Raw genomic sequence first — 26,142 nt, forward strand, 5'->3', positions numbered from 1 at the left:
AAATGTATTGAATTTGAGATATCGTATTTTTAATTCGAGTACATACTAACATTATACATTTTATTTTTTCTTAGACAAGTTAAAAGAAGCTATTAGTAATGTGGGCCTAATATTGTAAAGTCTTACATACATTCATCTATACCTTTATAAACTCTGAAATCTGCAGCATCATCATTACAACGTTAAGTACTCCATGGACAATCATAGTACTTTCTAGCCCGAATCTTCTAAATAAAAATCCAAGGGCTATACCTATAGGAAATACTTGTGCAAACTTTACCCATTCTGGACTAAGGGTATTAGCATGGCCTATTGACCATAATATAGAAGTCAATACTATAGCAATCCAATACTTATTATCTTGTAGTTTGAATTTTACTGCAAGGAAGTTTTGAATTCCTAGTCGAAACATAATCTCCTCATTAAGGGCTATTACAAATACCATTATGCCAACGTGGAACATATCACTAAATCCAACACTTTTCAAATCAACATCTCCGCCAATCATATCCTTTAATGCTTGCGATGGCTCAGGAGAAGTAAGCTTAAAAAGAATAACTGAGTATGCTATGGAGGCAATCAGTACAATAGCTGTCCATAGAAAAAATTTCTTCCACTCAACATCTATACATGACTCATTTAGTATTTCTTTCTCTTCCGTATCGGTCTCACTTGATACCTCGGAATCATAGGGTTCTATACATACCCTTTCCTCATCATCACATTCCTTAGAATATTCTTCTAAAATTTCACTGTCTGATTCATTCCCATTACGCCTTTCCCAATAATTAAAAAGTCTTCTTATTAAGGGAACATCCTTGATATTCATCTTCATACAATGATAATTACCCACACTCACAAACATTATCGTTCTTAAAAACACTACTACTATAACCATAAAAAAGGCAAAGCCTAAAAACTCTCCCATCCTTATGAGAGTTATAAATCCATCTAAGAGAAAGATAACAATAGCAAAAAATATTCCATACTTGATGTTATCCTTAAGCCTTTGCTTCTTTGAGAAGAACTCAATTAAAAATGCTATTACTAAGATAAACATTACAATAATAAAAACTATTGAAAGTACCCCCATACTTCCCTCAACCTCCTAGAATAATTATTAACTATAGATGTGTGCCTCAGAAACTTGATAAACGAAGGTAGACTCTGAGGTTTCGTTTTTGCGATTTTTATGAATCTGTTTTAACCTTTATCTTTCAATCTAAAACAGGTTCATAGCATGAGCCAAAAGGATTCTCAGTGGCTACCTAAGTAAGTTATACTTCTCATTCACACATCTATATAAAACATTAATCAGAAATTTAATCATCTATTCCCACCATTTTAATTAGATACAAAGCATTACGCGTTGTAGAAATCCCTGATTTTAATCTGTAGTCAAAATATATTTCATTATCCCTATAATATTCTTGAAAATGATAGTTTCTTATTCTTTTGTTGCTTTCATTTTCTAGAACTCCCAGCTCCAAGTCATGGGTCGATACTAACCCTATAGCACCATCCCTAAGTAACTTGTTTATCAATTGTTTAGCACCTTCATGACGATCCTCAGAGTTAGTTCCCTTGAAAATTTCATCTAACAGAAAAAAGACTGGTCTATCCTTCGAAGCCCTTACTATTTCCTTAATTCTTAATAACTCTGCATAAAATGAAGAAATACTCTTTTCAAGATTGTCACTTACCCTCATACATGTATGAATCTCCATCATTGGACATTGAAAGGATCTCGCACAAACCGGTGCACCTATATAGGCCAATAACAGGTTTAATCCTACAGTTCTTAACAAAGTACTCTTTCCCGACATATTCGATCCTGTTATCAATAGTATTTTAGTTGGCGATTCTATTTTTAAATCATTGCATATCCGTTTATTGGTGAGTAAAGGATGACCCATGTTCTCGGCCTTTAAATTAGAAGATGTATCTATTATCTTTGGCATCGCCCATTCTGGATTATCATGCTTTATAAGGGCTAAGCTTGATAGGGCTTCCAGCTCTCCAATAACATCTAACCAAGTCTCTATCAATATACCGGATCTTCTCTTCCATATTTCCAAGGAAATCATACATTGATAGTCCCAAAGAAGAAGTATGTTTATTATGATAAAAACAGCATTGTTTCGGTTTGAAATACTTTGAGTTATCCTTTCTAGTCTATCTATTTGCTGATATGCTGTGTACCCTTCTTTACTAACAAGGCTTGCCTTTAGCCTATTAATATAACTCGACCTAAAATGTTTCTTTTCAAATTGCTCAAGCATCTTCCTATAACTTTTTATATTCTCCTTATGGTTATACACCATATTTAAAGTCTTTGTTCTTTCTTTATTCTTAAATTTCAATATTAAAGTTTGAATTCCTAATAACACGACGGGTGGATAGTAGGATACTTTCCCCATTAAATATAGAGTACAAAGTATAATACTTATTATTGGAAGCACTCGTGCTCCTATCATTACCCAGTTCTTTAAATAAAAGTTCTTTTTTTCCTTTACAAAGCTATATAATGGCTCAGAATCATGAACATCATCGGATATTACCATACCCTCTGCCATAAACCTCTGACGCCACCATAGTTTCCCCGATAGCTCGGAAAGCACTTCCTGTCTTTCATGAATTTCCTCGCTACTTTTACATGGCGCTAAAAGGTATTTTTTTAGTTTTTGTCTTCCTATATAGGTTGTAGTTATATTAATCCATTGAAACAAGGAACCCTTTCCAAAGACGTCAAGGTCCTCGGAGTAGCTGTGACTTTCATCTAGAAACTCAGCTCCGATATCACCAAAGGCTTTCCACTCTCCATCTACACGCTTTATTGACTCATCATTAATTTTATATAATGATGATGAATAATTTCTTCTAGATCTCACTTCATTATGCTTTATTACTAAGTAGATAAAAATGGCCATATATGCTGCAAGTATAGGTAACATCAATGAGTAGCTATTAGTTATATATAGGAATACCATATTTCCTATTCCTGCTAAGGCAACTGTTAGTCTCAAATTGGTGATTATCTTAAGTACCTTGTCTTGCTTTTCAAGCATTTTACTATAATATTTTTTTCTTCTTTCGTATCTTTTCTTTGGAGTTTGCAAATTATTTGCCATCCTTCCTTTTGTGGTTAGCCTCAGTTAGATTACATCTTCCCATTTAATCTTCATACTCTGTTTCCATAGGATTAGAATAGTTAGTATTAATACTCCGCAATAGACTAATAGGCCATATTTGGTAGATTTTAAAAACATATGCAGTCCCAGTGAAGCTCCACAATAACCCATGGATAAAAATAGAGACACAATATTGCCATCTTTAATATGGCTGAAATCCATAGAAAAAGGAAATTCCTTTGAAGATATTTTAAATATTATAAGGCAAAGCAAAATCAGGCTTAGCAGCATCAATATTACATCTATAAATATCCTAGACCCACAAATCATTAAAAATATCATACTAGGTATGAGGTATGCAGGAATTATGTACTTCAGCAAAAAGCCCTTAAATGCACCCCTATATACTAACGAAGGATCTTCAATAGGTAGTACCCTATAAATCCAAGCTCCTTTATATTTTTCGCTTGTTTTTAGCATTATCATAAGGTTAGACAACAGTAATAGAGTAAGATAAATTGAAAAATAGGATTTACCCTCTCCAATCTCTGCAATAACCTCATAAAAGCTTCTGTCATTACCAATGGTTCTAAAAATTATTATTAAAGGCATTACTGCTGCAAAGACCATATTAGGATAGATTCGAAGCTTGAGCTTTCTCTCATTTGATATCATCCTTTGGGTAAACCTAAAAAAGAGACTCTCCATCCTTTTAAAACAAAAAATCTTTGAAATAATCCTCCCGATACTATCCCTTATATCAATAAATCTACTTATTTTAGCACTATTATTGTTTAATTTAGAAAGATTCTTTTCAAAGTAAGGTATAATAACCTTAACATACACTATCAAGGCCACTATTGGTACTAAAATGCTTAGTATCCCCAAGAAAATATAATGGCTTCCCATATCGCCTTCTATAAAAATCTGAAATGGTGCTGCAAACCATGCTGGCGGAATAAGATAACTCCACCATCTTGGACTGAATACCATGTCATATTCAAAAACGTCAAACATCCGTCCTATGAATTGATACCCTACAATAAGTACAACAGATAAAGTTATTTGAACGTAATTTATTATATCCTTAAGCTTTTCTCCATCAAAAAACTTTAAGATTAAATAGTATAACATTGAAGTAAGGAATATAATCAATGTTGAAGATAGCAATAAATCAAAAGAAAATATTAGAAGAAACTTTATCCCATACTTTATTGTCCCAGCTATCAAAGAAGGTCCAGCAATGACCATTGTAATAATAAATATGTAAATAAATATATGAATTATCTTTGCCATATTGATTGTTCTAGAGTCAATTGGCTTACTCATCAATATATTCTTATCCTTTATATCTAGCAAAACCGATGAAAAATCGGATATCATGGTAGTCATAATCATAAACATAATCATTCCAAAATTAAAACTCATTTTAGCAAATATTGATAGCTTTGATATTATAACAAACATGGCAAATATACCTACTAGACCGTAGGAAATCAAGGATTTCATGAAATAATTCTTCTCTTCATCGTCGTTTTTTTCATTAGTCATCACCGTTGGAACCCTTCTTTGATCCATAACCAGCTTTAATTGTACAATCCTTCTCATTATATTGTAATCTACACCAAACTTCTCAAAGAGAGACCTAAATTTGTCTAGAAGCTTTAAAGATTTAAAATCCTTCATAGATTACACCGCCTTCAATATACGTATAAATTGATTGGCTATATCTTTATGCTGATTAAATCCAGTAAGTTGATTAAATATTCCTTCAAGAGAGCCCTCCTTGCTCATCTCCTTAAGATCTTCAAAGGTTCCATCGGCAACGACCTGTCCGTCGTTTAATAGTAGTATCCTATCGCTTATTTTCTCTACAACCTCCATGATATGTGAGGAGTAAAAGATAGTCTTACCCTGATCAGCAAGCTGTGCAAGAATCTCCTTTAAAATCATCACACTATTGGCATCAAGGCCGCTCAAGGGCTCATCTAAAAACAGGATATCTGGATTATGTATCATACTAGCTATGATTAGCAATTTCTGTTTCATACCCTTAGAATATGAAGAAATCCTGGAATTATAGCTATCCTCTATATCAAATAAGGACATCAACTTTTTAGCTCTTTCATTTACATCTTCTATATTCATTCCATAAACTTCTCCTAGGAAAGTAAGATATTCATGGGCCGTTAAATTGTCATATATCTCAGCGGTCTCTGGCACATAACCTATTCTGCTTTTATACTGAACACTATCCTCTAATATACTTCTCCCAAATATCTTCACTTCGCCTCTGAAGTCATTCAATATGCCTAAAAGAATTTTTACAGTGGTACTTTTTCCCGCTCCATTTGGTCCAATATATCCAATAATTTGGCCTGGATATACCTCTAAATTTATCCCTTTTAATATATCTTCCTCATCTTTTCCATAACTCATTCTTAAATCATTTATTTCAATAACTGGATTTTTGTCCATGGAACACCCTCCTATATAGAATGCGCTTATAAGCTTGCTAAATTTATACATATACATAAATTGGAAAAATCATTCTATGTTAAATTATACCATATAGATTATTGCCCTGAAAATATATTTTTATCTGCTTAAATATATAAAAAAAGGCCTTTCAGAATGACTTATTTCTGAAAAACCCTCTTATATTAATCTTTACTTCCTATAAAACATATTCTTTCTAATCCTACTCTGTCTAGCTATTTTCTTTTTATAGCTCAGATGTGCATTGCTATTGAGTTTTCTTTCCATAAAGGCCGCTTCCCTCTTTAGCTTCAAATAGTTATTAAATCTTCGCTCTGAAAGCTCCCCTTCTTCTATGGCTGATCTCACAGCACAACCGGGCTCATTTGTGTGATTACAATCGGCAAATCTACATTGGTTCGCTAGCTCTTCGATATCTGAAAAGGAAGTCTCTACACCGTCGGTATCATCTAAAAGATGTATTTCTCTCATTCCCGGTGTATCTATTAATATCCCCCCGCTAGGAGCAATCATTAGCTCCCTATAGGTCGTTGTGTGTTTTCCCTTATCATCACTTCTTATTTCTCCGGTATCCTGCTTCTCAAAGCCTAGCAAGTGATTTATTAAGGTTGACTTACCAACACCCGATGACCCGACAAAACCAACGGTCTTCCCAAAGCTTATATACTTTTCTACTTCCTGAAGACCCATTTCATTAATAGAACTCACCGCATAGATATCTACACCTGGTGATGCTTCCATTACCTCCTGTATTTTTTCATCTACATCGCTGCATAAATCAGATTTTGTCAGGAGTACAACAGGAATAGCTCCGCTGTTCCATGCAAGGCTTATATATCTTTCAAGTCTCTGTAGATTAAAGTCATGATTTAATGACATACATATAAAAATGGTATCTATATTTGATGCTATAATCTGTTCTTCATTTTTTCTCCCTGCAATCTTCCTTGAAAACTTACTTTTACGGGTTAGAACTCCACTGATAATGGCTACACCCTTTTCAGCCTCAATTCTATCAAGCACTACCCAATCTCCTACTGCTGGATAATCTACTCTATCGTTTGCATCATAAGCCATCCTACCGGAAATTTTACCTATAATTCTTCCATTCTTCGTTATAATCTTATATAAATTTCGATGTTCTTCTATAACTCTACCTAAATATTGTCCATTATATTTTTCTTCACATTCATTACTAATTGCTTCAGATAATCCCCATGCATTAAGATCTATATTTTTCACTCTGTCTACCTCCAAATTTGAATTTTGGGCATAAAAATACCCTGAAATAATGAAAATCATTCACCACTCCAAGGTTTATTAGCAAAAATATAGATCTATCCTTTAATTTAAAATGGAAATATCCAAACTATATATACCTTCTATAAACCATTCCCAGAGTAGTGTGTAGTTAAATTATTCATCTCAAATACTATGCTCATTTTTAACATAAGACACCACTCCTTCCAAATAATTATATAGTTACTACATAGACATTATAAACTATATATATCTAAATTTCAATAGTTTAAACTTATTATACTACAGAAACAATATTTTTATCCATTGTTATTATTTTCACAATCAACCTCACTACCAAAACCTTTAAGCCCTTCTTCAATGTCCGATAGCGTTATCATTAGCTCTATCATAATTGCCATGGCTCCATTATTCAATTGACTCCCTCCCAAGTGGAAAAATAAGGCGAACCTTCTCAATCTCTTATAGATAAATGTAGTATTATATCATAAAAATAGCTCTTGAGCTTGACCCCCTGGGTGTCTCACAATGAATGAAGTTCACGGTTTTGAAATTCGCCATTGTGATACACCCAGTATATCTATATCTGAAATCTATATCCAACACCCCATAATGTCTCGATATATTTAGGATTAGGTGGGTCTGGCTCTATTTTTTCACGTATCTTTCTAATATGGACTGTTACCGTAGATATATCCCCCAAGGAATCAAATCCCCATATTCTCTCAAATATCTCATTTTTACTAAAAACACGGTTAGGACTTTTGGCAAGCAATAGTAGAATATCAAATTCCTTTGAAGTCAGATTAATCTCCTCACCATTTACATGTACTCTTCTAGAATAGGTATCCAGTGAGAGCCCATTGATTTCTATTATCTCAGTAGTTTCTTTATTTTTAGTTGTGAGCCTATCATATCTACCTAAGTGTGCCTTAACTCTAGCTACTAGTTCGTTAGGGCTAAAGGGTTTGGTTATATAATCATCAGCTCCTAGTCCGAGCCCTCTAATTTTATCAATTCCTTCTCCCTTAGCAGAAACCATGAGAATTGGAATATCTAGCCTTCCCCTTAGTTCCTTACATATTTGAAACCCATCAACTTCAGGAAGCATCAAATCCAATATGATTAAATCAAACTTTTCCTTGCTTGCTCTATCCATGCCTTTCTGTCCTGAATTTTCAATTTTAACCTCAAAACCGTTTATCTCGAGATAATCTCTTTCTAGTTCTGCAATACTTATATCATCTTCAATAATCAATATCTTCTTCATGGTTTGCTCCACCTCCCTTCTTTTCCTTTTAAGGAAAAGAATATACTAGTTCCTATATTCTCCTCACTTTCAGCCCAAATCTTTCCACCATGCTTTTCAATAATTTGCTTTGATATCGCAAGACCAAGACCACTTCCAACTACAGAAGTGTTTCTGGATTTGTCTGCGCGATAAAATCTATCAAATATAAATGGTAGATTTTCCTTAGAAATTCCTTTCCCATTATCTTTAATTTCAACAACTATCTCATTATCCAATTTCTTTACATAGATATCTATCATAAGTGGGACTTCTCTTTTGTACTTTATTGCATTGCTAACAATATTTACAACCACACGTTTTAGTTTCTGCAAATCTGCCTTAACAAAAACCGGTTCACAATCATAACTTAAATCTATTTTCCCAGAAACCTTTTCTAAATCAAAGCTTAGATCTTCAACACTGAATTCAAGGAATTCTATGATATCAATAGTTTGAAAATTGAATTCTTCCTTTTCCAAATCTAATCTTGAAAACAGGAAAAGTTCATTAATAAGCAATTCCATATCATTCGATTTCTGATAAATAGTATCAATGTACTTGTTCATCTTCTCAGGAGAATCGGCAATTCCATCCTTTATACCCTCTATATGTCCCTTTATTGACATTATTGGAGTCTTTAGGTCATGAGAAATGTTAGAGATTAGGTTTTTTCTATTTTCATCATACTTTCTTTGTATTTCAATGGAATGCTTTAGTCTCAAGCGCATTTCTTCAAAGGCTGAGCTCAATTCACCGATTTCATCGTTTAAGTGTTTTTTAATCTCATAATCTAGATTTCCATTTTTCATCTCATTAGCCGCACGCCTTAATTTAACTATAGACTTTATAATATCCTTATATACAGAATAGGTTAATATTAGAGTGGTTATGATCAATATACATATAATGCTTATATTTAATATAGTTTCTGCCCTTTCAAACTCCGCTTTCATTGCTTCAATATTTGCTATTATAAAAAGGGAATACTCCGATCCATTAAGATAATAATCAAGTTGATTACCTATTGCATAACCCTCATTAAACTTTATATATTTTTCTCTACTATATTCTTCCCTAAACATAGGTAAAGCATCTACGTTCACTAGGCCCTGTAGACCCTGTGAAACATATACGATTTCGTTATCTTTTCTAGTGATGACTCCACCATGAAATTCTTTAATCTCATCTTCTATGGTTCTGATATAGGCTTCTCCAATGATGTCTTCGTTATCCTCTAATGCTGCAATATTCATTCTACGGCTAAGTTCATTACTTTTGTGCAAATATATTGATATTTTCTTCCCTGGATTAAACTTATCAAAGAGACTCTCTTTCTCTTCAAATAGAAAAAAGCCAAAGGTAAAGTTTATTATCATTATAAATATTATTGGAATAACTATCATTCCAATATATGAAAGTATTAATCGATATTTAATAGACATAAATACCCCCACAATTCTTAAGACTTAATACACAAATGTGACAATTAAGCTTATCCGTCAGACTCTAAGGCTTTCTTTCAAAGCTCTCAGAGTCTACTCTTATAAGCTTAATCATCTTACTCTTCCGAACTAACTTCATTTACTATGTTAATAGAACTTCCTTCTTCTATATATTCCTGTCCCTTTACAACTAACTTATCTCCTACATTTAATTCTCCAGATATTTGAACGTATCCATCCTTTGTTATTCCCTTGTCAACAATAACCTTCTTAGGGCTGTTTTCTTCTACTATGTAAACATAGTGTTCATTGCCCTTTGATATTATAGATTTTTTCGGTACTACTATCTGCTCTTCTAGCTTCTCTATTTCAAAGGCTATATCTGCAAACATGCCGGGTTTTAAGGATGAATCCTTGTTTTCTATCTCAATTTCAACAGGATATATATTACCATTGTTTGATCCTACCGGGCTAATGGATGTGATCTTACCTACATAATCCTTTTCTTGAACCCTAGTTCTTACATTATCGTCCACAGCAATTTTGTTTACAAAGTCCTCTGAAACATTTGCTTTTGCAATAATCGGATCAAGTTTCACGATAACAAAATCGCTAGCACCAGTCATCTCTCCAATTTCAATATTTCTACTTGCCACTATACCACTTGTAGGGCTCTTTACTATTGTATCATTTACAGAGGAATTTAGGGTAGCAGAATTTGATTCATAATCTTTTTGCGCCTGCTGATAACTTAATTTTGCCTGCTCATATGATATTTCTGCATTGTCTAAGTCCTTTTTCGTTATAACACCAGTTTCATATAGCGACTTCATTTTATTGTAATTTTCCAATTCATCATCATATCTTATTTTAGCATTATTTAAAGATGTTTTTAGCTGGCTTTTTTGTAGGTTCACATTTGTTTTTAGATCACTATTATCTAAGGTGTATAAAATATCACCCTTATTCACTTTATCTCCCAGCTTAAAGTTGATACTTGCGATCTTACCCTGAGCTTTACTTGACACACTTACTTCTTCACTTGCATATAGTTTTCCTGTAGTGCTATAGTCATTTGTTAATGCATTTTTCTCTATTTCCGCAACCTCAATGGCTATACTATTCTCCATCGACTGGTTTTGTGGTTCTTGCACTTCTGCACTTGGTCTTGCACATCCCGTTACAATAAGAGGAATAATCATCAAAGATGCAATAAGTAATTTTTTTATTTTCAATTTTATCTCTCCCTTTCATATAGAGTTCCTATAGTAAAACTTAATTTATACATATCCAGATACTCTAAGTATTTTGGAGTTCTGGATGTGTATAAATTAATTGTCTTACTTGAATCTCTGTAGATAACTGCTATTAACTCTTAATATCTATCATCCATTTAATTTTAATATCTTACTATTTTCTATCCTTAAATATCGGTATTCTTCTTTGAACCTTATTCTTAAGTCCTTCTACAAGTGAATATAGTATTGGAATAAATATAAGAGTCAAAACAGTAGACGCCACTAATCCAAATATCAGTGCAAACCCTAATTGAGCATAGTCTGGATTTTTTAAAGCTAACGGAAGTATTCCACCGATAGTTGTTATTGATGTGGCAAATACAGGAGCAAATCTAGATTTACCACCTTCTTTTATAGCCTCAATCATTCCATATCCACGTTTTCTTAGATAGTTTATATAATCTACCAGCACTATGGCATCATTTACGGCTATACCTACTAGGGAAACAATTCCCATAAATGCAAATAGTCCAAAACTATTTCTTGTAATAATTAATCCCGTAAAGGCCCCTATTGTAGCTAGAGGTACTGAGAATAATATAACCAGAGGCTGAGATAATGAGTTAAACTGAACGGCTAGTATAATAAATACTAATAAAACAGCTATCCCCATATTCATAAACATATCTGTAAAGGATTCAGTAATATCCTGTTGCTCTCCACCATATGAAACCTCAACATCCTCCGGTAAAGGATAGTTCTCTACCTTTGATCTAAATTGCCTTACTACTCCGGAAGTATTGGTTCCTTCAGTTACATTAGATTCTACTTTAACAATTCTATCAAGATCCTCATGTTCAATAGAGAGAGAACCCTTTGTTTCAACTAAGGATGCTACTTGAGAAAATGATATCTTCTCACCTTTATTAGATGTAAAGTATATTTTTTCAAAATCACTAATAGTTTTAATTTGTTCTTCAGTTGTTCTAACTATTATATCTATTTCATCTTGGTTTTCTTTAAACTTAGAAACCGTTATACCTTGAACAGCCTTTCTTATTTCAGAAGACACTGTATTGACATTTACTCCTAACAAGCTGGCTTTTTCCTTATCCACTACAACCTTGAGCTCCGGTGGTCCGTCGCCTATAGTAGTGCTTGCTTCTGTTACTCCATCAATTTCCTTTAACATTGCTTCAAAATCATTAGCTACCGTCTCGAGACTTTCAAAGCTTTCACCCTTTAGCTTAATACTAATAGGTTTACCTCCAGATGGTCCCATTCTTTGCTGCTCGACAGTTATATCAGCTCCTGCAATCTGTTTCAAATCTTTTCTTAAGCTGTCAACGATTTCATTACTACTTCTTTCTCTTTCTTCATCGGGCACTAAATCTACTGAAATCTTGGCTTCATTTTGTTTATCGCCACCACCTCTTAAGAAACCTCCACCTGTGCTTCCTACTTTACTTACGATAGTAACAACTTCTGGATATTCCAGTAATACATCTTCAACCTGTGTAACAATCTCTCCCGTATCTTCTACTAGATACCCTGCTGGAAGTTCCACCGATACGTCAAAGGTTGTACTGTCAGTAGAAGGAAACAGTTCTATTTTTAAAAGACCTAAAGGAATAGTTGATAAACTCGCTAAGAATACAACACCTGCAATCGCAACAATACTAACTCTTCTAAGTCTACTCTTTAATATTGTATCTAACATACCCACATATTTTTTTACAATTTTAGACTCTCCGTGGCCTGTATTAGAAGTTTTAAATTGTTTTATATACATTGCACCAGCAAAAATTATAGACGTTACAATTGATAATAAACCTATTGTTCCATCATCAGCAAATGCATATAAAGATAGTGCAAATACAAAGACTACAGATGCAATCTTTCTGACTAATTCAAGTTTACCCTTATTTTCATTTATCTTAGCCTTATGCTTACTTAAATATCTTGAACATAAAGCTGGAGTAATAACAAGGGATACTACAAAGGACGTACCTATAGCAAACATTACCGTAAGTGGTATAACCTTTAAAAACTCTCCCATTATCCCCGATGTTAAAGCCATTGGATAGAATGCTGCCATAGTGGTAAGTGTTGATGCAAATACGGCCGGTGCAACTTGGTTTGTAGCCATCTTGGAAGCATTAAATACATCTATGCCTTTATCTCTATAGCTATCTATATTTTCCATAATTACAATAGCGTTATCAACAAGCATCCCTAGTGCTAAGATTAAGGCAACAAGTGACATGGTGTTAAATGTCATTCCGTTATATTGTAACAATACAAAACTAGTAAGCAGTGTGAGTGGAATAACAAATGCTACAATAAGAGATTCTCTAAACCCTATAAATAGGAATAGAACAATGATAACGATAAGAAGTCCCGATATCGCATTACCCACAACGTCATTAAGACTTTCATCGACTTCTACTGCTGTATCTCCACTTATAGCCACATCAACATCATCAGGATATAATTTCCCTTCACCGTCTTTCAATAATTGCTTAATTTCATTACTTAATCCTACTATATCGGCCCCGCTATCCCTTGTGATAGATAGGGTTATAGTACGGGTAAAGATTCCCTCTTCCGAAACCCCTTTTTCATACCTTTCAGAATACGATGTTATCTCCTCGTATGTATCTTCAACTCGAGCAACATCCTTTAGATAAATAGGTGTCCCATTTTGAACAGAAATAATAGTTTCTTCAATTTCCTTAACCTCAGTAAATTCTCCAACAGTACGGATATTAAACTGCATATCATCGAGTTCAATATCTCCACCAGGAGCAGTAACATTTGAACCTCCAATGGCATTTCTTATGTCATCGATAGAGACATTGTATGCAGCCAGTTTAGAGGTTTCTACATATATGTTAATCTCTCGATCAACTCCACCTACCATATTAACTTCACTAATACCTTCTATCTTCTCAATCTCGTCTTGAATATCTTCTGCTACATTCTTAAGTGTAATTAAATCTTGTTCACCACTAATGTTTAAGGTCATGATCGCCCTGTCACTAGTGTTAAAACCTGAAACTATTGGTGCATCGCTATCCTGTGGTAAATTATTTTGAATTTCTGATATCTTGTTCGTAATTTCATTAACCTTGTCATCTATATCAGTACCAATTGCGAATTCAACAGTTACACTTGATCGTCCATTACTGGATGTGGATGTAATTGATTCAATGTCATCTACATCCTTAATCTTCGCCTCTATTTCATCGGTAATCTGACTTTCAATCTCCTGTGGTGCAGCTCCAATATAGCTTGTAGTAACCATTACAAAGGGCATTGTTATTTCTGGCATTTCTTCCCTTGGTAATGTAATATAGGATTGTAATCCTAAAAGGATTATCGCTGCAATAATTAAATAAACCGCTCTGTATCTTTCAATAAAAAATTCTGATATTTTCCCTAATATATTCTTAGGATCCTTGTTCAACCTTCATCACCATCCTCTATTTCATTGTAGGTATATAATAAAATATGGAAATTAAATAAATTGAAAGCATTTATTAATTTTTTATTAAGTAAGAATGAAATATTTATTAATTGAGGAAATGGCATAATTCTGACTTGGCACAATTGCATAATAAATAGGGTATAGCTCTGGGGAATTTAAAACTATATATAGTAGTAAGTTTTTTAGGATTGTAATTATGCAATTTGCTTAATTGAGTAAATTACATAGTTCTGACTTGGTTTAATTGGTTAAAACCTGCCTAAAGTTTTTGAAAAAAAAAGAAACCAGATCAAATATGATCTAGTTTCTACAAATATTCCTAGCTATTTTGTAAAACACAGATGTTTCTATTATCAATTTTTAAAACCTTCATCTCAAGTTCATCGGCTATATATCTAAAGGTCTCAGGAGTGTAAAATGAAATATGTGTCACATCCCGTCTATACCACCAATTCTTGAATTTTTCTTCATCTTTTGGATGAAATAGAGTCATAATTGCTAACAATCCGTTATCATTAAGATGTTCTTTTAAGAGTCTTATATTATCCATTGGATCTTTGAAATGTTCAAAAACCTCAGTTGAAGTTATCAGGTCATATTCCTTATTTTCAAAAACCCTTTCAGGAGCAAAGTATGGATCGTACATATCCACTTCAAATCCTTCATTCTTAAGTAGCTTTGCCAATACCGGTCCTGGACCACATCCAAATTCCAAGACATTCCTTATATTCGTTTTATAAGGCCCGATGCTTGTCTCAATAAACCTTTTAAACATATTAACATATCCCTCATTCTCAAAGGAATTTTCATGTTTAACATATTCTTTTAATTCATCTTTTCCCGAAATAATATGATTTTCATCTATAAAAATAAATTCACAATTGGTACACCAATAATAGTTCAGGTTAAATTGTTGATCTTCTATTACCTTTGTTTCACTATTGCATATTTTACAGGCTACATTATCCATGGCTTTTTCCTTTCTTAACAGAAATTATAGTAATTTTCTCTGAGGCTGCCCCGAAACCCAAATTTCTTCGTTGTTGCTTCACCAAAGAACCCTTACGTATGTCTGTATACGCTGCGGTCTCTTCGGTTCAGCACGCCTCGAACTTCGACTTTCGTGGCAGCCTATCATCTTGTTAACTTCGTTAACAATCTGAGGGAAATTATAATAATTTTCTATGTTTTCCTATATCATATATTTTTTTTGAAAAAAAGCAAATTTTTAAAGCACAAAATCTGTATCAGCAATATTATATAGTATAGCCTTTTTTAAGATAATTTCAAATTTTAATTTTATCGCCTATGTATCTATTAGGAAGGAGATTTATATATGAGCAGTTTACCCACCCCAAACACCTTAGATAAAGTAAGACTTAGAGAAGGAAACGATAATTTAAAAAGCTATTTTAATAAATTAGCCAAAGAAAATACTAAGGAAGCCATAAACCTAATCAATGATAATAACCTGAATTTTACATCCCTATTTGTTCTAAAGTCTGAATTAAAAGAACCGGAACTCATGGATAATCTAAACCTCAGAAATAAGATCGCATTGGAATTTATTGATGAAATATTGGAAGGAGAAAGAAGGACTTGGGTATCAAAAAATATATCCTCAGACTATGCTCAAATAGTATATTCTATGCTCAAATGGGTATTTGAAACAGGATTTCTTGATGATGGCCTCAGTAATGATTTTGATGAGATTTTGGATATGACTGCAATACTTCTATCAAAATTGTATAAAGAACAGAAGATATTACCGGCTGTAGTAGATATGATTTTCAAAAGAAATAGAAATGATTATCTTATCCATGACTTAGTTTGGGCTTTCTTTGAATCTAGGAATCCAAACAGCTTAGTTATGATTGCAAATAAACTGCTATCTACAGAAAAAAAGGATGTTCAGCTAGCTAGTAAGCTTCTGAGTTTTATACCGGGTTTAGAAAAAACTAGTGATTTGAATAATCAAAAAAAATATATAGCCTTTCTTAATTGGATTGAAGAAAATAGTTTATTTTTACATTTCACAGGCCAAAGTCTTCAGCAAAAAAGTCGACCAACGCTCTATGTAATAGTTCTAGAAGCAAAATATCTCTGTAAATTTGTGTCCGTTGATACTGGCGAAACCTTAATTTCGTTATCACAAAGGGAAAAGAATCTATTAGATGAGTTTAAAAATCTTGACCTTGATACCAAAATATTACTCTCAAACGTTTCATTTAAAATGCATCAAGAAAACATTGACCGTTGGGATAGATGGATGAAATATCCGATTTCCGAGCAAATAAAAATGGCTAAGTCTATGACGGGGGGAGAATAATGATTAAGATATCCGGTGAAAGAATTGATCCCAATAGTATTATTAGTGAATATCCACCAAATAGTATTGAGGTTGAAATCATAAATATATTATCTTCAAGCGAAGAGGTTTATGAATATAATTCAATTGAACAGCTAAAATTTGAACTTAATATGCGTTCACACATTATAAGTGCTTCAAGAGAGCTTAATGCAAGCAACTTTTCCTTTAGAATTTTTCGAAAGTCCATGTGTAATCCCGAGTATTGGAATCGCACGGATGAGGGAGGTTTCTTATTGAAGGAAGGAGTAAAACCCTCTGCTGGCATTAAGGATATCTATATCAACAGCTCATTATATGGTACCGAATGTGCCACCGCAATGGTTATAGTTTTCTATAAAGCCCTTGTGGACATATACCCCGAGGAGCTTTTCAATAAGATGTTTCCAAATATACATTTAATGAACTGGCATTATATCGATAGAGATCTTGACATCGGTTATTATGAAAATCTAGATGACTATTTGCCTGGAGATTGTAGGTACTTTAAAAATCCAGATGTAGATCCATTGACTCCCGAATGGCAAGGAGAGAATGTCATTGATTTAGGTGATGGAACCTATTACGGTCATGGAATCGGTATAGAAACTGCCGAAGAAATCATTGAAGCATTAAACGATTATAGAATCGAAGGCTCTACTACATCTGCCCATTTATTAGACTCAGCAACGCGTCCAAACTTCAAATACCTAGCTAATAGATATATCAAATTTAATACAAGAATAGCTTTTTCTAACTATAGAATTCCTCGAAGATATGATAATAGAGTTGCAGCAGTATTTTGCTAAGTTTTTATATCGATTAATAATATAAAATCAAGGTCATGTTATTAGGTGACAAAGCCTAAAATCATGACCTTTTACTTATATACTATAACTTGCCTTTAAATACTTCAATACTTCTCTTGATTGCTTCACCTACAGCACTAAAATGGTCCCCTTCAACTGAATAGTATTTCGCTTCTTTTCCATTTTCCTTTACTTTTTCTATGAATAATTTAGTCACGTTTTCTATTTCTGGTAAGTGACTTTCAGTTTCAACAAACATATGTAGAGGCTTATTCACATATTGTGGATATTTCACAGGTGTCCTTAGTTCAAATTCCTTCGACTCATTTATATCAAATGGAATTATACCCTTCAATTTTTCATTAGCATCTAACTCAGCCTTTAAGTCTAATGGAGCGGCTCCAAAGGTTGCAACCGTATTATATTTAGATGGAAGCATTGAAGCAAGAACTGCATTTCCTCCGCCTAAACTGTGTCCTGCAAGAAATATATGATCAGAGTCTACATATGGTTGCTCTGATAGATACTCAGCAGCGGCAATTAAATCATTTACCTCTCCATATAATAATTCATAATTTCCTTGATTTCCATTCTCCCCTCTTAGCATCGGAGTCATTAGGATAAATCCTTCATCAATATAGCTCTGAGCTTCTTCCCAATTCTTCTCAGTAAATCCAAAGCCTCCATGCAAGTAAACTACAGCTGGATATTTTTTATCTGCTTCATGGTTCTTAGAAATCCATGCCTTTAATGACAAATCTCCTGATTTAAATGTTATTTCAGAAGCATTATCCGCAAGAGTTAACTCTCTGCTTTTCATTGGAGAAGGCCCTTCTGTTATTAATTTAGTTTTATAATTTTGCCTCATATCATTGAATTCATTAGCTTTTTCTTGACTAGCTTTGTCTGCGGTTGAACATCCCATGATCATAGTTGAGATTAATAATGTACTTAGTAAAAATATTAAAAATTTGTTTTTCATAATACACCCTCCTAATAGTTTTTCATATCCTTAATGTTTATTCTTTGTTTTTCCAAAAATTCCTTTTATTTAGCATATATTTACACGATCTAAAATTCTATAGGTCTATTCTATATCCATATTTGCTGATAAGAGAACACAAGAACATTCGTTCTAGAAATTTTTGACAATCACATTGATAATAATTATAATATTAGATAGTTTAAAGTTAAATAATTAAATTGGAGGTAGGGGTATGAACAAGATTGAGCTTTCTAAAGAGCATAAGAAAAATGCAGTAGAAGAAATCAAGAAGTACTTTGATTCTGAGAGGGATGAGCAGATTGGAGACCTACAGGCAGAGTTGATTCTTGATTTCATAATAGATAAGGTGGGACCACAAATATATAATCAAGCAATCTCCGATATGCAAAGATATATGAGTGAAAAAGTTGATGACATGTATGCTTATATGATCTAATCCAAATTTAAAATAGTAGTATAATAGTTTGGAGTTGTCCAAAAGCTCAAATATTCTTATAAACTTAAAGGAGAGGTAAGATGAGTACTAACCTCAACACAGAATCTAACAGTAATACGCGAGAAAATAAAAACTCAAGCAAAGATACAGATTCAAACAAGCTATGGAATTTAAATTTTTTTCTCCTTTGGCAAGGACAATTGGTATCTGCCTTTGGAGATTCTGTCTATGACATTGCATTAGGATTTTGGATACTAGCAAAAACCGGTTCAACAGGGTTAATGGGAATTTTAATGGCAGCAGCAGTTATTCCTCGGGTATTTTTATCTCCTATTGCAGGAACCTATGTTGATAGACACAATCGTAAAACAATACTCATCATCGCTGATATTGTTAGGGGTATTGCTATAACCTTTGTTGGTATTGCTGCACTAATGAACTTTATTGAAATCTGGATGGTATTAGTTGGAGGAATCATATTAGGTGTCTGCGGCTCTTTCTTCAATCCTGCTGTACAATCATCTATACCCGATATAGTTCCAGGTGATAAACTAGTTAAGGCTAACTCATCGATTTCTATGGTTACCACAGGTACAAGCATAGTTGGAAAGACTGCTGGAGGATTTTTATACCTACACTTAGGTGCACCTCTTATGTTTTTAATAAATGGCATAAGTTATATTTTTTCTGCATGTACTGAAATTTTCATTAAAATCCCCAATAACCAAAGGGATATCAAGGATATAAATTTTATAGATGATCTAAAATCTGGATTTAATTATGTTAGGAATTTTACTGGACTAAAATACCTTTATATTACAATTGCATTTTTGAATTTTTTTGCACTCATGGGGATAACTTTACTTCTTCCTCTTTTTAATGTAAAGGAATACCTTGGACCTGAGAAATACGGAGTCGCAATGGGCTTTTCTCTAGGTGGAATGTTTGCTGGATTCCTAATACTTTCAATTATTGATCTTAAAAAAATGAAAAAGTCACGACTTTTTATTTGTGGTGGCATTATCAGTACCCTTGTCATGGGTCCACTTCCCTTTATTCCAAACTTTCCTATCATCGTGCTGTTGCTATTTATTAATGGTTTCTCTGTAGCTTTGCTAAACTCTATACTTCAATCTAGTCTACAGGCTGCAGTACCTACAGATATGAGGGGAAAGGTTTTCGGTTTTAGAAGAACATTATCCTCGTCGCTGATTCCCCTTGGAATGGCCACCGGTGGTATCTTAGCTGAATTTATTTCAATAGATATAATAATCGCCCTTGGGAATGTAATAATTTTAACGTTATTTACTATTTTAGCATTTGTAAAACCTGTTAGAGATTTAATTAATTATGATATAAAGGAATAAAATATACAAGATTTGAATTTTATACTTATTCTTAGGCAATTCCTCCTTAAATTGAAATATATATATAATAAAAACAGGTCATTTCTGACCTGTTTTTATTTGTCTAAAATATGTCTCTTTAGAAAAATAAAACTACCTTATAACTATATTATATCATTTGCTCAGTAAAAAAAACAGTCTTGTTCTTTACATAATATTCCTTTAAAGTAATATTATACTACAATATGAGAGAGGGGTAACAGAATGAATCTTTATTCTACCAATCGAGAGTTTATGAAATCTAAAATTGGCGATGTTGACCGGAAGGCTACAGCCGATATTGCAAATGGATTTCCCCAACCACCATTTCAGAAGGCCATACGAGAAGACTCAGTAATTATTGATTTACCAGAGATCCATTCAGAAAATGCACCAAAGGCTGATTATTTTGAATGCATATCAACCAGAATAAGCAGACGCAAATATTCAGAAACTCCAATGTCTTTATTTGAATTAGCTTTCTTGCTATGGTGTACTCAGAGTGTAAAAAAGATAATTGGTGGTTATCGGAAGTATCTCAGGGACGGCTCAGGTAGAAACTATCTACGCCCACTGGCAGTTGGTGGTTGTGTAAATTCATATGAAACTTATCTCGCTATTAATAACGTGTCAGGAATTGAAAATGGTATATGGAGATACTTACCTTTAACACATCAACTTGCTCTCTTAAAAAACGTAGAAAACCTCCCAGAAAAGGTATCCGATGTATTTACTAATCCTAGTCAAAATCAGAGTTATACTGCCAAGGCAGGAGTGGTTTTCTTCTGGGCATGCCTCCCATACCGTGGTGAGTGGATATACGAAGAAACTTCACATAAAGGTATGCTGCTTGATTTAGGCCACATATCCCATCAGCTCTATTTAGCATCAGAAGCTTTGGGCTGCGGATGTTGTGCTATTGGTGGTTATTATCAAAACAAAGCCGATGAACTTATAAATGTCGATGGAAAAGATGAATTTACAGTTTTATGTGCATCGGTTGGCCATGTTATACCGGAAGAGAAAAATTGGCTTGATAGATATCCCGATGTTCGAGAGAACCCCGATTTTTACAAATAAGCTTAATTAAATATAAAAAGATTCTGTAGAGATATAAGAATACCCCTTCCAGAGTTACTTCATGGACAGGGGTTCCTCTTTATTACAAAAGCAGCTATCTATCGGAAATCAGATAACTGCTTTATAATAAGAGAGGATTGTTATTAAATTAATTATTTTATACATCCTTTAGGGTTTAGATGATATATATTTTATAAAGTAATAACCTTACCAGTCCTTGCAGATTCTACCGCTGCCTCTATTATCTGTAGAGCTCTAATACCATCTTCACCTGTAATAATCGGCTGTCTCTTTTCGATAATGCTGTCTACAAACTCATCAATTATTCCTGTAGATGTTTGATTATCGTTAGACTGAATTGCTTCTAATTTGTAGTTGATTATCTCCTCACCAAATTTATTAACAACAATCTGGAAGTCCTTATCTGCATATATCTTGATAATTCCTTTTTCGCAATATATAACGGTGCTATTGTCTTCATCTCCATAATATGACCAGCTAAAGGCTGCTGTTCCGAAGCTTCCCTTTTCAGTTTTAAGTAGGCACACCATATTATCTGCCACCGAAATAGGATTTCCTTCTGGATCCTTTTTATCTAAACTACCTTCCATTGCACTTACCTGAACAATTTCATCATCCAATAGAAATCTCAGTAAATCAACCTTATGTATACCTAGATCTCCTGCAACACCAAGTACCGATCTATTTTTATTGAAAAACCAGGTATTTTTACTCTTATCAGTCCCCCAATACTCCGGTCCTTTATGACCAAAAACCGTGCTAAAGGTCAAGACCTTTCCTAGTTCTCCGCTATTTATTAGCTCCTTAACCTTCATATGGGCAGAAGTTAACCTTTGATTATGGCCTATCATCAAAATACCCTTAGAATTCTTTTTAGCCTCTAGGATTTTTTCTGCATTTTCAACGGTTGTTGCCATTGGTTTCTCGCATAATACATTTTTATCATTTTGTAAAGCTGCCGATGATATAACATGATGCATTTCATTGGTTGAGCAATCACTAATTGCATCTATACTTTTATCATTTATTAGATCCATATAATCGTCATATACCTTACCACCATATATTTTAGCTAAGGCCTCTGCCCTATGCCTATTAGGATCGTAAAAACCAGCGATTTCAACATTAGGATTTGCACTATACTCCGGCCCATGCCTAAACCGTGCAATTGACCCACATCCGATTATTCCAACTCTAACAGTCATATTATCACTCCTATTTATTATTTCATAAATTTATCGAGGTTTTTCTTTCCTAATAAGATACCTTCCTTAAGCTTTTTCTCTGTTCCTTCATATTCTAAATCTTCGTGCTCAATACTAATTACCCCGTCATATCCAATCTCATCTAGAGTATTGAAAAACTCTTTCCACTTTACATCCCCTGCTCCCGGTAATTTAGCTTCAACCCATCCGATGTCAAAAGGGTCCCTCTTTCCAAGCTTCTTTCCATAAATACTGTAATATCCGATATCTTGCTCTATTAATTTAGTATCCTTTGCATGTATGTGAAAAATCCTATCTTTAAACTCTTTAAGCGCTCTAATATAGTCAACCTGCAACCATACTAAATGAGATGGGTCAAAGTTAAGTCCAAAGTTATTATTTGGAAGAACGGCGAACATCTCCTTCCATAATTCTGGAGAATATGAGATTGTACCAGCTAAGCCATCCCTATCCCAACAGGGCATAGGACAGTTTTCAATCATAATTTTCACATTCCGATCTGCTGCATAGTCTAATATATCTTTAAAAACTTCTTTAAACAGTAGAAAGTTATCTTCTATGCTAAGCTGACTATTTCTACCGATAAAGGTTCCCACTAATTCAACCCTTAGCATTGAAGCAGCATCTATAACCTTTTTTAGATGATTAATGTATCTTTCTCTAATTTCTATATCCTCATGAAGATTATTATCATAGTAGGCTAGTGATGATATAGAAATATCTCTTTCATTGATATAATCTAGTATTTCAGTGGCGTACCTTTCATCAAAATTATCAACATCTATATCACATGCTGAGTAATCCCTTGTATTAATCCTTGGCCAACAGGAAACTTCGATACAGTCAAACCCATTTTCCTTTGCCCAATCAATTTTATCCCATAGGGACATATTCCCTAGGGCTCCAGTTAAGAATCCAAGTTTCATATCTCCAAACAACCCCCTTAAAATTTCTGTTGAAATCGGACTATTACTTACTGTCCTTTTTTCTTTGAAGTAATACTGCTAAAATAATTATTATCCCTTTAACTAACCCTGTTAAGAATGGAGGAATCTTAGCAGCAATTAATATTCCTTCTATCATTTGAAGCATAATTATTCCTAGGAAGGTCCCAAGGATCTTTCCTCTACCACCACTCATGGCCGTGCCGCCAATGGCAACTGCTGCAATGGCATCGAGTTCAAAGGACATCCCAGCATTAGGTGCGGTTATCGATGTAAGTCTAGAAGATAACAGGAAAGCTGAGATACCTGTCAGCAATCCAGTGATTGAAAAGCACATGATTTTTATTTTATCTATATTTATTCCCGTAAGCCTAGCGGCATTTTCATTGGAACCAACGGCATATACGTATCTTCCGAACTTGGTTTTACTCATAATTATTGCTACTGTAGCTGTAATAAGGATAAAGATTATTGCTAGATTAGGTATTTTTAAAATATTTCCAACAGCAATAATTCTAAATTTTTTATACATCTCACTGCTCACATTAAATGGCCCTCCTTGACCTAGTTGGACAATAATAGATCGATATGCGCTCATTGTTGCTAGGGTTACAATAAATGCTGCTATCTTACCCTTAGTAATTAAAAGACCATTAATCATACCTAGTGCCGTTCCAAATATAATGCAGAACAAAAGCATCAGCAAAATACTTTGAGTGCTATTGAGTACTACTACTCCTAAACCGGCAACTAGAGCAGTAGTTGATCCTACAGAAAGATCAATTTGTCCTGAGATTATAACTAATGTCATTCCTAGGGCTATGATTCCTTTAATTGCTGACTGCATAATTAAAGTAGATAAATTTGAATAAGTCAAAAAATTATCGTTAGTTATAGCTGCAATAATTACAAGACCAATAAATGAAAATATATAAGTATATTCTGCATATATTCGTTTAAATCTTACTCGTCCTCTACCCTTCTTCAGATTCTCTATACACATTTCAACCCCTCCAAATTAGATCCTGTTGCATAGTACATCACATTTACTTCTGATAACTTATCTCTACTTAATTCTGCATTGACCCTTCCCTTGTACATTACAAAACACCTATTGGCAACCTTATGTATTTCAGGAAATTCAGCACTGAATATAATAATACTTTTTCCCTCTTTGGCTAATTTGTTAATTAGTTTATAAATCTCAAACTTCGCACCTACATCAATTCCTTGGGTCGGGTTATCTAAAATATACACCTCAGCATCTATCTCCAGCCAACGAGCAATTATAACTTTTTGCTGATTTCCACCACTTAAGGATGTAATCAAATCATCTGGACTCCCTACTTTTATACCTGTGATTCTTTGGTTTTTGTTAAACCTATTTAATTCTTCACTTTTATCTATGAAAAATTTCCCATGTCCAGTCGCAAAATGGGCTATTGATAAATTATCCTTTATGCTCATATCCTTTATAATAGATCTTTCCTTCCTATTACGTGGAACCATTCCAACTCCTTGTTTCATAACATTCTTGATATTTGAGAGGTTTAACTCTTTATTGTTGAGTACCACTTTTCCACCTGTACTTTTCCGGGCTCCAAATAATACCTCCGACAGCTCTCCTCTTCCATCGCCGTGGAGTCCTGTGATGGCTATAACTTCGCCCTTGTGTAGCTTAAAGCTTATGTCAGAGAAAAATGGCTCACAGCATAGTTCATCAACCTCTAAAACCACATCCTCAGATGTTCTTTGTTCTACCCTTATCTCACTGGTGATACTTCTACCAACTAAAAGCTCCGTAGCCTTCTCTTCATTTATATCCTTTAAATCCCCCGTTTCAATGAATCTTCCATCCCTCAAAACAGTATATTTATCACATATTTCAAAGATTTCAGGCATCTTATGGGAAATATAAATAAAACTCACGCCTTCCTCCTTAAGCTTTCTCATTATCTTAAATAGATTTTCAATTTCTTTATTTGTAAGGGCCGTAGTAGGTTCATCCATAATAATTAATCTGGATTTAAATAGTAGGGATTTTGCAATTTCAACTAACTGCTTTCTTGATGTATCCAGTTCTCCAACCTCTTCCAATGGATCAATATCAATTTGCATTCTTTTAAATACCTCTATTGATTTTTCAATCATAGTTTTTTTATCGAGCATCCCAAACTTAGTTACTAATTCCTCTCCTAAAAATAGGTTTTCGAATACCTTTAAATCATTTACAACATTAAGCTCCTGATGAATAAACCTTATTCCCATAGAAGTTGCCTTTACTGTTGTCATGTTATTTACAATCTCTTCATCGAAATATATTTCTCCAGAGGTAGGCTGTATTGCACCGGCCAAGATATTCATCAAGGTTGACTTTCCAGCACCATTCTCTCCCATAAGGCCATGTATCTCTGACTTTTCAACTTCTAGAGAGACATTATTAAGTGCTGTGATGGGACCGAACTTTTTTACTATATTCTCCATATGCAATAACATATTTCGGCTTCCTTCCTAAATTAATAATATTAAATAGTTGG

General features: G+C 33.7%; 20 protein-coding genes. 5 read left to right on the forward strand and 15 right to left on the reverse strand.

Translation table 11 applies throughout. The features are described from left to right. Positions 1–136 precede the first annotated feature (136 nt). The 10 genes from R9X47_RS13520 to R9X47_RS13565 all read right to left on the reverse strand — a co-directional run bounded on the left by R9X47_RS13520 (position 137) and on the right by R9X47_RS13565 (position 15,321). The gene (locus R9X47_RS13520; protein ID WP_432667392.1) at positions 137–1,093 is read right to left on the reverse strand and encodes a CPBP family intramembrane glutamic endopeptidase; all 957 of its coding nucleotides are present in this window, start codon (positions 1,091–1,093) and stop codon (positions 137–139) included. A gap of 229 nt (positions 1,094–1,322) precedes the next feature. After that, complete coding sequence (locus tag R9X47_RS13525; RefSeq protein ID WP_432667393.1) at positions 1,323–3,131, reverse strand: MutS-related protein; 1,809 nt, start codon at positions 3,129–3,131, stop codon at positions 1,323–1,325. 24 nt (positions 3,132–3,155) lie between these two features. Beyond that, complete coding sequence (locus R9X47_RS13530) at positions 3,156–4,817, reverse strand: ABC transporter permease (RefSeq protein ID WP_432667394.1); 1,662 nt, start codon at positions 4,815–4,817, stop codon at positions 3,156–3,158. Positions 4,818–4,820: 3 nt separating this feature from the next. Beyond that, the gene (locus R9X47_RS13535) at positions 4,821–5,609 is read right to left on the reverse strand and encodes an ABC transporter ATP-binding protein (RefSeq protein WP_432667395.1); all 789 of its coding nucleotides are present in this window, start codon (positions 5,607–5,609) and stop codon (positions 4,821–4,823) included. A 192-nt stretch (positions 5,610–5,801) separates the two neighbouring features. Continuing rightward, the gene (rsgA, locus tag R9X47_RS13540) at positions 5,802–6,872 is read right to left on the reverse strand and encodes a ribosome small subunit-dependent GTPase A (protein WP_432667396.1); all 1,071 of its coding nucleotides are present in this window, start codon (positions 6,870–6,872) and stop codon (positions 5,802–5,804) included. Between the two features lie 598 nt (positions 6,873–7,470). After that, the gene (locus tag R9X47_RS13545) at positions 7,471–8,160 is read right to left on the reverse strand and encodes a response regulator transcription factor (RefSeq protein WP_432667397.1); all 690 of its coding nucleotides are present in this window, start codon (positions 8,158–8,160) and stop codon (positions 7,471–7,473) included. Then, complete coding sequence (locus R9X47_RS13550) at positions 8,157–9,623, reverse strand: sensor histidine kinase (protein WP_432667398.1); 1,467 nt, start codon at positions 9,621–9,623, stop codon at positions 8,157–8,159. Before R9X47_RS13550 ends, R9X47_RS13545 begins: the two co-directional genes overlap by 4 nt. Positions 9,624–9,739: 116 nt before the next feature. After that, entirely contained in the window at positions 9,740–10,858 is a 1,119-nt protein-coding gene (locus R9X47_RS13555) for an efflux RND transporter periplasmic adaptor subunit (RefSeq protein WP_432667399.1), read from the reverse strand. A 175-nt stretch (positions 10,859–11,033) separates the two neighbouring features. Continuing rightward, positions 11,034–14,330, reverse strand: a complete 3,297-nt coding sequence (locus R9X47_RS13560) for an efflux RND transporter permease subunit (RefSeq protein WP_432667400.1) — start codon at positions 14,328–14,330, stop codon at positions 11,034–11,036. A 340-nt stretch (positions 14,331–14,670) separates the two neighbouring features. Next, positions 14,671–15,321 (reverse strand): class I SAM-dependent methyltransferase, encoded by a 651-nt coding sequence (locus R9X47_RS13565; RefSeq protein WP_432667401.1) that lies wholly within the window; start codon positions 15,319–15,321, stop codon positions 14,671–14,673. A 366-nt stretch (positions 15,322–15,687) separates the two neighbouring features. Between R9X47_RS13565 and R9X47_RS13570 the strand changes: the two genes are divergently transcribed. Then, positions 15,688–16,680 carry a hypothetical protein gene (locus tag R9X47_RS13570; RefSeq protein WP_432667402.1) on the forward strand — a complete coding sequence of 331 codons (993 nt, stop codon included), beginning with the start codon at positions 15,688–15,690 and terminating at the stop codon, positions 16,678–16,680. Then, complete coding sequence (locus R9X47_RS13575; RefSeq protein ID WP_432667403.1) at positions 16,680–17,507, forward strand: protein-glutamine gamma-glutamyltransferase; 828 nt, start codon at positions 16,680–16,682, stop codon at positions 17,505–17,507. Before R9X47_RS13570 ends, R9X47_RS13575 begins: the two co-directional genes overlap by 1 nt. Before the next feature lie 82 nt (positions 17,508–17,589). Here R9X47_RS13575 and R9X47_RS13580 read toward each other — a convergent pair whose 3' ends face one another. Then, positions 17,590–18,489 carry an alpha/beta hydrolase family protein gene (locus R9X47_RS13580; RefSeq protein WP_432667404.1) on the reverse strand — a complete coding sequence of 300 codons (900 nt, stop codon included), beginning with the start codon at positions 18,487–18,489 and terminating at the stop codon, positions 17,590–17,592. Between the two features lie 235 nt (positions 18,490–18,724). Here R9X47_RS13580 and R9X47_RS13585 point away from each other — a divergent pair, with 235 nt between their 5' ends. The 3 genes from R9X47_RS13585 to R9X47_RS13595 all read left to right on the forward strand — a co-directional run bounded on the left by R9X47_RS13585 (position 18,725) and on the right by R9X47_RS13595 (position 21,414). After that, positions 18,725–18,949, forward strand: a complete 225-nt coding sequence (locus R9X47_RS13585) for a DUF2164 domain-containing protein (RefSeq protein WP_432667405.1) — start codon at positions 18,725–18,727, stop codon at positions 18,947–18,949. A gap of 80 nt (positions 18,950–19,029) precedes the next feature. Further along, positions 19,030–20,316 carry an MFS transporter gene (locus R9X47_RS13590; RefSeq protein WP_432667406.1) on the forward strand — a complete coding sequence of 429 codons (1,287 nt, stop codon included), beginning with the start codon at positions 19,030–19,032 and terminating at the stop codon, positions 20,314–20,316. A 243-nt stretch (positions 20,317–20,559) separates the two neighbouring features. Then, positions 20,560–21,414 carry a SagB/ThcOx family dehydrogenase gene (locus R9X47_RS13595; protein ID WP_432667407.1) on the forward strand — a complete coding sequence of 285 codons (855 nt, stop codon included), beginning with the start codon at positions 20,560–20,562 and terminating at the stop codon, positions 21,412–21,414. 191 nt (positions 21,415–21,605) lie between these two features. Here R9X47_RS13595 and R9X47_RS13600 read toward each other — a convergent pair whose 3' ends face one another. Genes R9X47_RS13600 through R9X47_RS13615 form a run of 4 tightly spaced genes read right to left on the reverse strand, consistent with a single transcriptional unit; the run spans position 21,606 to position 26,101 of the window. Further along, on the reverse strand, positions 21,606–22,640 hold the full coding sequence (locus R9X47_RS13600) for a Gfo/Idh/MocA family protein (protein WP_432667408.1): 1,035 nt from the start codon (positions 22,638–22,640) through the stop codon (positions 21,606–21,608). Positions 22,641–22,657: 17 nt separating this feature from the next. After that, positions 22,658–23,587: a sugar phosphate isomerase/epimerase family protein gene (locus R9X47_RS13605; protein ID WP_432667409.1), complete on the reverse strand. Its 930-nt coding sequence runs from the start codon at positions 23,585–23,587 to the stop codon at positions 22,658–22,660. A 43-nt stretch (positions 23,588–23,630) separates the two neighbouring features. Continuing rightward, positions 23,631–24,608: an ABC transporter permease gene (locus R9X47_RS13610; RefSeq protein WP_432667410.1), complete on the reverse strand. Its 978-nt coding sequence runs from the start codon at positions 24,606–24,608 to the stop codon at positions 23,631–23,633. Further along, positions 24,599–26,101 (reverse strand): sugar ABC transporter ATP-binding protein, encoded by a 1,503-nt coding sequence (locus R9X47_RS13615; RefSeq protein ID WP_432667411.1) that lies wholly within the window; start codon positions 26,099–26,101, stop codon positions 24,599–24,601. Before R9X47_RS13615 ends, R9X47_RS13610 begins: the two co-directional genes overlap by 10 nt. Positions 26,102–26,142: the final 41 nt, after the last annotated feature.

The sequence above is a fragment of the Wukongibacter baidiensis genome (assembly GCF_050888315.1).
Lineage (GTDB): Bacteria > Bacillota > Clostridia > Peptostreptococcales > Caminicellaceae > Wukongibacter > Wukongibacter baidiensis.